This window comes from Aestuariivivens sp. NBU2969 (genome assembly GCF_019931125.1).
GTDB lineage: Bacteria > Bacteroidota > Bacteroidia > Flavobacteriales > Flavobacteriaceae > Aestuariivivens > Aestuariivivens marinum.
This window is the reverse complement of record NZ_JAIOUU010000006.1, coordinates 1-12,866: the sequence shown is the minus strand read 5'-3', so window position 1 is coordinate 12,866 and position 12,866 is coordinate 1. Positions and strand designations below refer to the sequence as shown.

The window sequence follows — 12,866 nt, the reverse complement described above, 5'->3', positions numbered from 1 at the left end:
TTTATGTAAAAGAAGTAAGCTATTTATAATTTTAATTCCTTTTTAGGAGTTTCGATTTAAAACACATTAAAAAACCGAAGTCATGATGCTTCGGTTTTTTTTATGTGCTTAAACATAATTAGAAGTGCAATGCAAAACCTATGCGGAATTCAAAAATTCCTTCATCTGTAAAATCTTCATTTAATGAAACATTATATCTTAAACCAGGCTCGATACTCACATTTTCAACAATAAACCATGCGTACCCACCTTGTATACCAAGCCACAAAGGGTTTTCTTCTATATCTTCCCAAGATGCACCAGTAATATCTAACTGAAACGGAATTACTCCAGATAAATAATATTTGGCTCCAAGTTTATAAGAAAAGATAGTTTCTCCAGCAAGATCTGAATACCCCAGACCGACTTTGATAGCTAAGTCATTGACAACAAAATAACCAGCCTCGGCCCCTAAAGACCAAACTGTTTCTCCATCTATAGACGACAGACCAAATCCTGTGTTTGCAGAATGTCCTGTAAGTCCCATGGGGCCACCTCCAAATCCTGTGTTGGCTTCTATTAACCATTTACCTTTTGAGGTTGAGCTGCCATTATCGCTTTCTTGCGCAATAACGCTAGACAAGCCAAATACTGCTAAAACAGTAAGAAATAATAAATTTTTCATGATTATTTAGTTTTAATTATACTTTAGTTATTTGTTTAATGCAATAATTTTCGTTTAGATAAACATAATGAATGTTAGTTTTTTGGTTTTATCTCATTAAGTAAGGGTATTTAATATATTTAGTTAAAAAAAGGAAGCTACATGCTTCCTCTTGAAAATTTTAAAAGAAATAACCTATGGAAATTTGAAAGACACCATTTTGGTTATTTCCTTCATTATCCTTAAATATTTCCGAAATCCCTAAAATATATCTTCCGCTAAAAAATAATCCATTCTCTAACTCAGAACCCAGCCCAAAATTTATACTAAAATCAGTACTATTAATTAGATCCTTAATATCCTCTTCTCCTGATTCTTCTGAAGAATTAAATTCGTTTTTAGCTGACAATAAAACACCTATTTGTGGACCACATTCAAGGGAAAATCCTTCTACAACTTTATATTTAAGCACTACAGGAACATTCAAATAATCGAGTTTAAATTTACCATCATAGCCTCCATCATTATATGTAACTCCTTGACACGAATACAAAACTTCTGGTTGAATAGAAAATTTATCAGAGATTAAAAAATCAACTATAGCTCCAAAATGAAATGAAGCTCTGGCATCAAACATAGACGTGTTTTCTCCCAATATATAAGCAACGTTAAGTCCGGTTTTAATACCTAATTTATTTTCCTGAGCATTTATATTATTACATGTAAACAACAAAAACGCAATAAAAAGTATTAGCTTTTTCATAATTTTAAGTGTTTAATGGAATGATTTTTATTGACTCTTTAATTCTAAGGATTAATTTTTAGATACAAAATGATGGATATCAGTTTCTTAAGTAATCAACCCTCTTTAAAAGGCTTTTACTTATTTATCTTAATTTTACTGTCATGAAATGGGAACACGCACTTAAAGATTACCAATTGTATCTTAAGATAGAAAGGGGGCTGTCCAAAAATTCTTTAGATAATTACTCAAGAGATATAAGAAAATTAATAGCTTATCTTGAAGTACATAACATAAGTATTTCACCCATTGATATATCAGCCGAAACGATACAAGATTTTGTTTACGAAGCAGCCAAAAGTATAAACGCCCGATCGCAGGCCCGATTAATTTCAGGTTTGCGCAGCTTTTTCAGCTATTTGGTATTTGAAGACTACAGGGACTCCAATCCCCTGGAACTTATTGAATCTCCTAAAATTGGACGCAAACTACCTGATACGCTTGAAGAATATGAAATAGACCAGCTTATAGCCGCCATTGACTTAAGTAAACCAGAAGGGGAACGCAATCGTGCCATTTTGGAAACCCTATACGGTTGTGGCCTCCGCGTAAGTGAATTGACTAATCTTAAGTTATCGGATTTGTTCTTTGATGAAGGCTTTATAAAAGTTTCTGGCAAAGGGAATAAAGAACGCTTTGTTCCCATAGTACCTTCTACACAAAAGTATATTAATATTTATGTAATTGAAGTTCGGTCACATCTTAACATACAATCGGGCTTTGAGGATACCCTCTTTTTAAACCGTCGCGGTAAACAATTGACTCGAGCCATGATTTTTACAATTGTTAAACAATTGGCCGAAAAAATAGGTTTAAAAAAAAGCATTTCACCCCATACCTTCAGACATTCCTTTGCCACGCATTTGTTACAAAATGATGCCGATTTGAGATCCATTCAACTCATGCTAGGCCATGAAAGCATTACTACTACCGAAATCTATGTTCACTTGGATAAAAGTTACCTCACCGAAGTCATCAACAAATACCATCCAAGAAAGTAGCTGTTGGTTATTGGTTATTACAATATGAAACTTTCTAACTTTCTAACTTTCTAACAAAACTAATTACTTAGCAATATTAACTGCTCTGGTTTCTCTAATTACAGTAATCTTCACTTGACCAGGGTAGGTCATATCGGTTTGAATCTTTTGGGAAATATTAAATGACAGTTCTGCAGCTCTTTGATCGTCTACCTTTTCACTTTCCACAATAACTCTTAGTTCACGACCTGCTTGAATGGCATAAGCCTTTTTTACACCCTGAAAACCAAATGCTATATCTTCCAAGTCCTTTAACCTTTGTATATAACTATCCAAAACTTGTCGTCTAGCACCAGGCCTTGCTCCAGATATGGCATCACAAACCTGTACTATAGGCGCTAATAAGGACTTCATTTCAATCTCATCGTGGTGAGCCCCAATAGCATTGCAGACTTCAGCCTTTTCACCATATTTTTCAGCCCATTGCATACCAAGAATAGCGTGTGGTGTTTCCATATCGGTTTCTGCATCTGGTACCTTTCCTATATCGTGCAATAATCCGGCACGTTTTGCCAATTTTGGATTTAAGCCAAGTTCTGCTGCCATCACACCACATAGTTTTGCCACTTCACGCGAGTGCTGCAAAAGGTTTTGTCCGTAAGATGAACGGTATTTCATTCTACCCACAACTTTTATAAGTTCTGGGTTTAGATTGTGAATACCAAGATCGATTACGGTACGTTTACCCACCTCAATAATCTCTTGATCGATTTGTTTTTTGGTCTTCTTAACCACCTCTTCAATTCGGGCTGGATGTATCCGTCCGTCGGTAACCAATTTATGCAACGACAAACGAGCAATTTCACGCCTTACTGAATCAAAACAAGACAATATAATAGCTTCTGGTGTGTCATCAACAATAATTTCAACACCCGTAGCTGCCTCTAAAGCTCGTATGTTTCGTCCTTCACGACCAATAATCCTGCCTTTTACATCATCAGATTCAATATTGAACACAGAAACGCAGTTATCAACAGCTTCTTCAGTTCCAATACGCTGTATGGTGTTAATTATAACTTTTTTGGCATCCTGTTCCGCTGTTAGTTTGGCTTCCTCTAATGCATTTTGGATGTAAGCCATCGCATCATTTTTAGCCTCTCCTTTCAAGGATTCTACCAACTGGGCCTTAGCATCTTCTGCCGAAAGACTAGAGATTACCTCAAGCTGCTCCACTTGGCTTTTATGCAACTTGTCTAACTCTTGTTGTCTTTTTTCCAAGATTTCTTGCATATGATCATATTCCTTAATCTTATTTTCAATCTCGGTATTTAACTTTTTATTCTTCGATAGCTCACTTGATATCTGGGATTCCTTGTCGCGAGTGCGCTTTTCGGCCTCTGCCATTTTTTTATCACGAGTTAAGATTACCTTTTCGTGCTCGGCTTTAAGCTCTATAAACTTCTCCTTGGCTTGTAGTATTTTATCCTTTTTAATAGTCTCCCCCTCATTAGTAGCTTCTTTTAAAATGGAAGCAGCACTTCGTTTAGCATCCCTTATCAGTTTTGAAGCATTACCTTTTTCGATAGTTTTAGCTATAATAAAACCAACAACTAAACCTAGTAGTACGCCTCCTGCAATTAATATGATTGAATTATCCATTATGTTTGATTAATTTGAATATATAAAAAAGCCTACACCAGTTTAAAGTTTTGTATAAACTCCTTAAATACAAGTTTAGGGCTAACAAGCTGATCAAGGATCTGCTCGGTACCAAAATTAATTTAGCACAGCAGCATGCTTTTACAACTTAAACTCACCCTTTTTAAAGAATTAATGTTGAGTTTATCAAAAAAAATAACCAATGTAGGCAGTAACTTTTACTTATTTTAAAGAACGTTAAGAGATTACATGAGACTGTAACAGTTTATTTAGTGCATCTAGTTTTTCTTCTAAATGCTCATTTACATGCTCTTTATCTATTGTTTTCTGTTCTAGTTGAGAAGCAAATTGCAAAGCACACATGGCCAATACGTCTTGCTTATCTCGAACAGAATAACTTTGCTCAAATTGTTGTATCATGGCCTCAATGTTTTTTGCCGCTTTACGCAATCCTTCTTCTTGATGCGCATCAATAGTTAAAGGGTACACTCTGTTAGCTATTGACAACTTTATTTTAAGCTTCTCTGACATTGAAAATGATGTTGCATTATTCTGATAATTGAGCAATACAATAATCTATATCCCGAATTAATGCATTTATTTTAAGCTTAGTTTCTCTTTTATTATCGTCACTACCAAGTATTGAATTTGCAAGTTTAAGTGCTTCATATCTTTCTTCCCATGATACAATTTGTTTTTGTTGGGCTTCAAGTACTTGTTTATTGTTTGCCAACTCTTCATTTAATTTTGAGTTTTCAAGCTTTAGAAGCTCTATCTTGTGCAATACCTTGCTGATCTTGTTTTCCAAAGAACCTACAATATCTTCAATATTACCCATTTACAAATTTCAATACTTATCTCACAAAGTTAACATACCTCACCATAAATAACAATTGTTTTTCAATAAAATTTTTTCTTTGTCGTTTTATCTCATATTAACTGCAATGGTCTAATTTTTGAGTAAGTCTTTGAGATTTTAAGGCAATTTAATATTTTAGCCTCAATACCTAACATCTATGAGATTAATCCTATTTTTTCTTTTACTTTTTACGCTTTCTACATATTCACAAAACAATTACCCACAAGATTATTTTGCACCACCTCTTGAAGTTCCATTGGTACTAGCTGGCACATTTGCCGAATTACGCTCAAATCATTTTCACTCGGGGTTAGATATTAAAACCCAACAACGTGAAGGGCTTAAAGTTTTGGCTTCTGCAGATGGATTTGTAAGTCGAATAAAAGTATCTCACTACGGTTACGGTAAAGCGCTTTACATTACCCACCCAAATGGTTACACAACGGTATATGCACATTTGCAAAAATTTTCACCAGAGATTGAAGCTTACGTAAAAAAACAACAGTACACTAAAGAATCTTTTGAAATCGAATTATTTCCTAAGGCAGGTGACCTTTTAGTTACTAAAGGAAATATGGTTGCCTATAGTGGAAACACAGGGGGGTCTGCAGGCCCTCATTTACATTTTGAAATACGTGATAAAAATGAACACCCCATAAACCCAATGCTTTTTGGTATAAATGTTAAAGACTCTACGCCTCCTTTTGTTAAAGCTGTTTATGCCTACCCTATTGAAAAACACTCTCATGTTAATCACTCAAATTCCAAACAAAAACTAAGGCTTATTCCATTACAGAATGGCGACTACACTGTTGAAAACATAGAAGCGTATGGTAAAATTGGTATTGGAATCATTACAAATGACAGACAGGATCATGCGCCCAATAAAAATGGTGTAGATAATATCCAAACATTTTTTAATGGTAGCAAGTCCTATGAACTGGACTTTAGCACCTTTTCATTTGATGAAACCAGCCACCTTAACCGACTTATTGATTACCAACATTACAAAGAAGAAAAAGAGCGCATACAAAAACTGTTCAATGATGAAAATCCGTTAAGTATCCTAAAACCATCTTATAACGATGGCTATTTAACCATTAAGGATAGCACCAGCTCAGTTTTCAAAATAAAAGTGAACGATTATAAAAATAATCCTTCATGGATAACTCTAGAAATCAAAGGTGTTAAAAACGATTCCATAAAACCCGAAACTAAAAAACCAACACCTTATTTTATTAAAGCCGATCAAAACATTAATCTTAAAGAAGGCAAATTTTCTGTTGATATATATAAAGACACATTCTACGATGACTTTTATATGGATTTTGAAGTGCATAATGATACGCTAATATTACATGATGACATCCTACCGGTTAAGAAGAACATTAGCATTTCTTATGATGTCAGCAATTTTAGTGACACAGATAAAAGCAAATTATACATTGCAAATGTATTAGGTTATTCTAAATATCCTGCTTATATAAGCTCATCCTTAAAAGGAGACCTTTTAACAGGAAGAGCTAAAAATTTAGGCACCTATGCACTGGCTTTAGATACCATACCACCAACAATATCATCAAAAAATGTTAGGGACAAGCAATGGATTAGTAATTACCGTTTTTTAAAGATTAAAATAGACGATACACCAAGTGGTATTTCCAATTACCGAGCCACAGTAAACGGTAAATGGATACTCATGGAGTACGATTACAAAACCAAGACCTTAACTCACGATTTTAATGATGGTATTGTTACCGACACTAAAAATAATTTAAAACTAATTGTTACCGATAATGTTGGAAATAGTTCTACTTTTGAAATACTGTTTTACAGAAAATAAGTTACGCTTTTGAACACAAGAAATTTACTGGCCACTATAATTTTTTTGCTATCAATTATTGGGTATGCACAAACCGCTACTGTAAGAGGTGTTATTCTAGACAGTAATAACAAGCCTATTGCCAGTGTTAATATTAAAGCTGGTAAAGAAGGAACCCAAACCAACGATAATGGCTTTTATACCTTAAAGATACCTGCAAATCAAGATGTAATCATTGAGTTTACTCATCTTTCCTTTAAAAAGATTGTATCCACCTTTAATTTAAAGAATGGTGAAGAATATGAGTTCAACCCCGTTTTACTTACCTCCATTGAACAAATTACAACGGTAGTTATTTCTGGTAACCGTCGAAAAAATATTGAAGGTATAACGGTTTTAGAGCCAGAAACCATTAGGAAAATCCCAGGAGCCAATGCTGGTGTCGAAAATTTATTACTCTCCTTACCCGGTGTAAGTAACAACAATGAATTAAGTACACAATATTCGGTACGGGGTGGTAATTTTGATGAAAATTTGGTTTATGTAAATGATATAGAAGTTTATCGCCCGTTCTTAATTCGATCTGGACAACAGGAAGGCTTAAGCTTTATAAATACTGATTTGGTTCAAAATGTCGACTTTTCATCCGGTGGATTCCAAGCCAAGTACGGCGATAAATTATCTTCTGTATTAGATATTACCTATAAAACGCCTTATAAGTTTGAAATTAATACCGATTTAAGTCTTCTGGGCGGAAGCTTATCTATTGAAAATATTAGTAAGGATTCCAAATTCACCAGTATTGTAGGGCTAAGATATAGGGACAATGGTTTATTGGTTAATGCCAAAGAAACCGAAACCAATTACGATGCTACTTTTTCTGATGTTCAAACCTTCTTAACCTATAAATTTACAGATAGATTTCACTTAAGCTTTTTAGGGAATGCATCACTAAATAAATATGGCTATGCACCACAGGCAAGACAAACTAATTTTGGTACGTTATCCGATCCTATTGCCCTTATCGTGTTTTATGATGGCCAGGAAAAAGACCGATATCAAACCTTATTTGGAGCTTTAAAGGGATCGTTTTTTGTGAATGATAATTTAAACTTAAAACTAATAGCCTCTACATATCAAACTACAGAGGAAGAGTATTTCGATATTTTGTCCCAATACAGTCTTGGCGAGGTTAACACGAGTATTGGTGACGACAATTTAGGTGAAGTAGAATTCAGCGAAGGTGTTGGGAGTCAGCTTAACCATGGAAGAAATGATATAGATGCCTTAATCGCATCAATTGTACATAAAGGCGATTTAAATATTAATGACAATCGTATAGAATGGTCTGTTAAGTATAATCATGAAGATATACGGGATCGACTAGTAGAATGGGAAGTTATTGATTCTGCAGGATTCTCAATTCGCCCACCATTTATCCCTAAAAATGAGCAACCTTACGCACCCTATGCTGGTCCTTTAGAGCCTTTTCAAAATGTTAGGACTGTCAACAATACTAAAATAGATAGGCTTCAAGGGTATTTACAATGGAGCAAACGATCCTCTATAAGAAATAGTGATATATGGTATAATGTGGGGCTTAGGGTTCATAATTGGTCGGTTAACGGTATGCATATTGAGAAGTCTAACCAAACTGTTTTTAGTCCGCGTGCCCAATTGGCTGTTAAGCCCTATTGGGAAAAGGATATGTTATTTAGGATTGCTACAGGGGTATACTATCAACCGCCTTTTTATAGGGAACTAAGAGATTCAGTAGGAATTGTTCAACCTCTTGTAAAGGCCCAAAAATCGTTTCATATTGTTTTGGGCAACGAATATAGCTTTAAAATGTGGGACAGACCTTTTAAACTAACCACTGATGTATACTATAAAAAATTAACCGATGTTAATCCTTATACCCTTGAAAATGTACGCATTCGTTACCGCGCAAAAAATAATGCTGAAGCCTATGCCTATGGTTTGGATATGCGCTTAAATGGCGAGTTTGTACCTGGTACCGAATCGTGGTTTAGCTTTGGTTATTTAAAAACCGAAGAAAACATAGATAACCGTGGTTACATTTCAAGACCTACAGACCAGCGTTTAAAATTTGCCGCTTTATTCCAAGATTATGTGCCCAACATCCCTAGCATGAAGATGTATTTAAATTTGGTATACAATACGGGGTTGCCAGGTGGCTCCCCGAGTTATGCCGACCCCTATGTTTACCAAACCCGATTACCCGATTACAAGCGTGCCGATGTTGGCTTTCAATTTGTTTTGGTTGATGATAATAAACAATATAGCAATGGCTGGAAAAAACCATTTAAAGCACTGTCTTTAGGTGTTGAGATATTCAATATTTTCGATGTTCAAAACTCCATTACCAATACTTGGGTTCGAGATGTCTATAGCAAACGCCAATTTGCTGTTCCCAATTATTTAACCCCTCGTATATTTAATATTAGGACAACCATGAAATTTTAATACGTATGTTATGACCAAATACTTTTTGAATATTATTTTTTGTCTTGCTTTTATAAACCCAAGTTATGCCCAAAAAATAACATTTAAAACTGGTAAACCAACATCTAAAACTTATTATACCGAAATACCATACAAAAACATAAAAGGTAAGTTAATAATTCCCGTCACCATCAATAACACCAACTATAATTTTCTTTTTGACACTGGAGCCCCAAATTTAATCTCTTCAGCTTTGATGAAAGAAATAAAGAGCAATAATAGTAAATCGATTTCAGTTTCAGATGCCAACCAAAATAAGCAACGTATGGAACTTATATCTATTCCTTTGCTAACTCTAGGAAATGTATCGTTTAAAAACACAAGTGCATTGGTTTTTAATGGTACCGATAATTTAGTATTCGATTGTTATGATATTGATGGAATTATAGGGAGTAATATACTTAGAAAGTCCATTGTTCAGATTCAGTCTGAAAAAAACCTCATTATTTTAACCAATGATCTTAATAAAGTTCGATTAGAAAAGCAAACAGGTATGGATTTAGTACTAAGAAGCAACCAAAGTAGTCCCTACATCACCATTAAAATAAAAGATAAAAAAAATGCAAAGGAGAATGTACTTATAGATACAGGTGCCAGTGGGTTTTACGATATGTGCAAATCAAACTATAAAGCATTGGAAGAATACAACATACTAAGCAATTCTACTCGTGGTGAAGGTACATCAAGTATTGGCTTATTTGGTGCCTCCGAAGCCGAAACGCAATATCTAGTGAAAATACCTGAAATTGAAATTGATGGGCATACCTTTACCAATATTTCAACCATAACCACCAGTGACGACAACTCCAGAATTGGTGCAGATATTTTGGAGCATGGCATAATGACCCTGGATTTTAAGCATAAGCGGTTTCATTTTGATGCTTATAAAGCTAAAAGTGACCTAACGGAAAAAAACTTTGGCTTTACGCCAACTATTCAGGACAATAATTTAATTGTTGGTATTGTTTGGAACGAAAACTTAAAAGATAAGATACATGTTGGAGATAAGATACTTAAAATAAACGACATGGATCTTTTATCAATGGATATCTGTGATTTATTAACTGAGGATTCGCCATTTAAATCAAGTAATATCATCCACATTACTATAAAAAATAAATCTGGTGAAACAAGTTCTTTTATTTTAGAAAAGCATTAAAACTAAAAATCTCCTACCCGAAGTGATATGAGATTTGAAAAAATACTGCTAAGAGCAATAATCTTATACTAATAAACTCTTTTATATAGCTTATCTGGCTTTATGAGTTCTTGACACAACAAATCGTATATCATAAATTTCTGCCACACCTGTTAATGAAATTTTTACGGTGCCCTCTTTTGCCTCCCATGTATCTAAAGTGTAAGCATTAAAGGAACTTAAATAATGGTGTTCAACACCGTTACCTTTTGCAATACAAAATCCCTAGTCTAAAATTTAACTTCATTTTTGTTTTAATTTGTTTTAATGTTCACGCCCATGAATTAACGAATAGTAGTGGCTATGCTCTTGATATAACAAGTAGCTCCCAAATATATGTTAGCGGTTTGGAACTTGTCCTTAGTAGTAATTTATAAATCAACGGCGCTAATGATATAAGCATATTCGTAACCGCTATAAATACACTAAGCGTTAATAGAGTCTATAATTTTAGCAATACCTTTAGTAATTTTCAAGGTGATATTACCTTCCATTATGAAGATGTCGAACTTAATGGCATAGACGAAAACAATCTTGTTTTGCAACTTGAAGATGCTACAAACATCTGGAATGCCTATGCTTCAACTGTTAATTCTACAAACAACACTGTTTCCTATACTATTGTCTCTCCTATTAGCTTTTTATCGGTTACCGCATCAGATGGCACCAGCCTTAGCACCAATGAGTTTGACCAAACTCTGGTACAAGTATTTCCTAACCCAACGGTAGATGGGTAAAAATTAACACCGACTTAAAGGTAGAAACGACGCTATTCGATGCAACAAGAAAACAATTACTAAAAACTCAAGATAAGTCTATAAACTTTTCCGAATTAAGTACGGGCATGTACCTTTTTGTCATTAAAAATTTGGACACTAAAAATTTAAAGACTTTCAAAATAATTAAGCAGTAAGAAAAAATATTTGATTCTAATCTTGGAGCACGACAAAACCTTAACAAAAAACGCGAAGATTATTTAATTATCTGTTTTAATCAATTTGGAACAAAAACGGATTAAAATGTTGCCCAAAGACTTTAAGTTCAACGCAGGCTGCTAATAAAGTTAGGTTAAAATTGATAAATTTCGCTGTAAACTAGATAAGTTTTTTTAGTGTATCTATTACAAAGTCAACCTCTTTCTTAGTATTATAAATACTAAAAGAAAAACGAATGGAAGGTTTTTGCAAATCTTGATCATTTAAAAGTTCTGTAAGCACATGCGAGTTTTGGTTACTACCACTTTGGCAGGCACTACCCTTAGAACAAGCTATGCCCTTTAAATCCAATTGAAATAAAAACATAGCTGCTTTGCTCCTAGACACAGGCAAACAAACATTTACTAAAGTATAGGTGCTTCTTTCTAGATCACTAGAGTGACCATTAAAGGTAATATTTGGAATTTCAGAAGTTATTTTAGATATAAAATACCTCTTTAAATTTTTAACATAATCCCTTTCCTGATCTAAGTTTTTGTATGATAAACTTAAAGCAATTTCCAATCCCACGATATTATGTATGCTTTCGGTACCGGCCCTTAAACCACGCTCCTGCTCCCCTCCAAAAATCAAAGGTTTAAGCCCTGAGTTTTTTCTTATATAAACAAAACCTACTCCTTTAGGGCCATGGAACTTATGGGCACTAGCTACTAAAAAGTCTACAGGGATTTCATCCAAAGGTAGTCTGTAATGTCCAATAGATTGTACCGTATCACTGTGAAACAGGGCATTATTAGCCTTACATAAATACGCCACACGGCTTAAATCCAAAATATTACCAATCTCATTATTTATATGCATCAAGCTAACCAATGTCTTTAGTGGTTTACCTAACAACACTTCTAAATGATTATAGTCTACCTCACCATGCCTATCAATATTTACAAAACTAACTTCCAAATTATATTCAGCTTGCAATTGCTCTACACAATGTAATACAGCATGGTGCTCAATTTTTGAAGTAATGATGTGTTTTACGTTCAAATCTCTTACTGCACTTCGCAATACTAAATTATCGGCCTCAGTTCCTCCAGAGGTAAATACTATTTCTCCAGCTGACACATTAAACTGTTTGGCAATCGATTTTCTGCAAGATTCAATAATAGATTTGGAAGATCGTCCTATAGCATGAGAAGATGACGGGTTCCCAAAACTGTTTTTCATGGCCCCCACCATACTGTCTACAACCTCATCCCTAATAGGTGTCGTAGCAGCGTTATCGAAATAAACAGGTTTTGGTGCAGTCATTAAATTGGTGTTTTAAATCCCAAAAATACTTCAAATAAAATTATTGAGTTATTAATTTAAAATCCGTATTTTAATGCTTTAAAACATTAAGATATGGAACAATATGAAGGTAAAAATATACTAAACTTTGTAAA

At 34.2% G+C, this 12,866-nt stretch carries 12 protein-coding genes and 1 other RNA gene; 6 read left to right on the top strand and 7 right to left on the bottom strand.

Annotated features, from left to right (window positions below):
• Positions 1–118: 118 nt before the first annotated feature.
• Entirely contained in the window at positions 119–664 is a 546-nt protein-coding gene (locus K7G79_RS06385; protein WP_223550271.1) for a hypothetical protein, read from the bottom strand.
• A 160-nt stretch (positions 665–824) separates the two neighbouring features.
• Positions 825–1,406 (bottom strand): porin family protein, encoded by a 582-nt coding sequence (locus tag K7G79_RS06380; protein WP_223550269.1) that lies wholly within the window; start codon positions 1,404–1,406, stop codon positions 825–827.
• A 143-nt stretch (positions 1,407–1,549) separates the two neighbouring features.
• On the opposite strand from K7G79_RS06380, the gene xerD reads away from it, so the two are divergent.
• Entirely contained in the window at positions 1,550–2,446 is an 897-nt protein-coding gene (xerD, locus tag K7G79_RS06375; protein ID WP_223550267.1) for a site-specific tyrosine recombinase XerD, read from the top strand.
• A gap of 63 nt (positions 2,447–2,509) precedes the next feature.
• Here the strand turns inward: xerD and rny are convergent, their stop codons facing one another.
• The 4 genes from rny to K7G79_RS06355 all read right to left on the bottom strand — a co-directional run bounded on the left by rny (position 2,510) and on the right by K7G79_RS06355 (position 4,922).
• Entirely contained in the window at positions 2,510–4,084 is a 1,575-nt protein-coding gene (rny, locus tag K7G79_RS06370) for a ribonuclease Y (RefSeq protein WP_223550266.1), read from the bottom strand.
• Positions 4,085–4,140: 56 nt separating this feature from the next.
• A non-coding RNA gene (gene ssrS / locus K7G79_RS06365) (6S RNA) lies at positions 4,141–4,267 on the bottom strand.
• Positions 4,268–4,321: 54 nt separating this feature from the next.
• A complete protein-coding gene (locus K7G79_RS06360) occupies positions 4,322–4,615 on the bottom strand; it encodes a cell division protein ZapA (protein ID WP_223550265.1) in 294 nt (97 codons plus the stop codon).
• A 16-nt stretch (positions 4,616–4,631) separates the two neighbouring features.
• Positions 4,632–4,922 (bottom strand): hypothetical protein, encoded by a 291-nt coding sequence (locus tag K7G79_RS06355; RefSeq protein ID WP_223550263.1) that lies wholly within the window; start codon positions 4,920–4,922, stop codon positions 4,632–4,634.
• A gap of 178 nt (positions 4,923–5,100) precedes the next feature.
• Here K7G79_RS06355 and K7G79_RS06350 point away from each other — a divergent pair, with 178 nt between their 5' ends.
• From K7G79_RS06350 to K7G79_RS14775, 5 genes are all read left to right on the top strand, one after another.
• Positions 5,101–6,786 carry a M23 family metallopeptidase gene (locus K7G79_RS06350; RefSeq protein WP_223550261.1) on the top strand — a complete coding sequence of 562 codons (1,686 nt, stop codon included), beginning with the start codon at positions 5,101–5,103 and terminating at the stop codon, positions 6,784–6,786.
• Between the two features lie 9 nt (positions 6,787–6,795).
• Positions 6,796–9,252 (top strand): carboxypeptidase-like regulatory domain-containing protein, encoded by a 2,457-nt coding sequence (locus K7G79_RS06345; RefSeq protein WP_223550259.1) that lies wholly within the window; start codon positions 6,796–6,798, stop codon positions 9,250–9,252.
• Between the two features lie 10 nt (positions 9,253–9,262).
• Positions 9,263–10,450 carry an aspartyl protease family protein gene (locus K7G79_RS06340; protein ID WP_223550258.1) on the top strand — a complete coding sequence of 396 codons (1,188 nt, stop codon included), beginning with the start codon at positions 9,263–9,265 and terminating at the stop codon, positions 10,448–10,450.
• Between the two features lie 578 nt (positions 10,451–11,028).
• Positions 11,029–11,226 (top strand): hypothetical protein, encoded by a 198-nt coding sequence (locus K7G79_RS06335; RefSeq protein WP_223550256.1) that lies wholly within the window; start codon positions 11,029–11,031, stop codon positions 11,224–11,226.
• Positions 11,227–11,228: 2 nt separating this feature from the next.
• The gene (locus K7G79_RS14775) at positions 11,229–11,402 is read left to right on the top strand and encodes a hypothetical protein (RefSeq protein ID WP_223550487.1); all 174 of its coding nucleotides are present in this window, start codon (positions 11,229–11,231) and stop codon (positions 11,400–11,402) included.
• 181 nt (positions 11,403–11,583) lie between these two features.
• On the opposite strand, the gene K7G79_RS06325 is transcribed toward K7G79_RS14775, so the two are convergent.
• Positions 11,584–12,732, bottom strand: coding sequence for a cysteine desulfurase family protein (locus K7G79_RS06325; protein ID WP_223550254.1), 1,149 nt, complete (start codon positions 12,730–12,732; stop codon positions 11,584–11,586).
• Positions 12,733–12,866 lie beyond the last annotated feature (134 nt).

Coding starts and splice junctions, on each gene's coding strand:
- rny (WP_223550266.1), bottom strand. CDS start 4,084: ATGGATAATTCAATCATATTAATTGCAGGAGGCGTACTACTAGGTTTA.
- K7G79_RS06380 (WP_223550269.1), bottom strand. CDS start 1,406: ATGAAAAAGCTAATACTTTTTATTGCGTTTTTGTTGTTTACATGTAAT.
- K7G79_RS06325 (WP_223550254.1), bottom strand. CDS start 12,732: ATGACTGCACCAAAACCTGTTTATTTCGATAACGCTGCTACGACACCT.
- K7G79_RS06350 (WP_223550261.1), top strand. CDS start 5,101: ATGAGATTAATCCTATTTTTTCTTTTACTTTTTACGCTTTCTACATAT.
- K7G79_RS06360 (WP_223550265.1), bottom strand. CDS start 4,615: ATGTCAGAGAAGCTTAAAATAAAGTTGTCAATAGCTAACAGAGTGTAC.
- xerD (WP_223550267.1), top strand. CDS start 1,550: ATGAAATGGGAACACGCACTTAAAGATTACCAATTGTATCTTAAGATA.
- K7G79_RS06340 (WP_223550258.1), top strand. CDS start 9,263: ATGACCAAATACTTTTTGAATATTATTTTTTGTCTTGCTTTTATAAAC.
- K7G79_RS06385 (WP_223550271.1), bottom strand. CDS start 664: ATGAAAAATTTATTATTTCTTACTGTTTTAGCAGTATTTGGCTTGTCT.
- K7G79_RS06355 (WP_223550263.1), bottom strand. CDS start 4,922: ATGGGTAATATTGAAGATATTGTAGGTTCTTTGGAAAACAAGATCAGC.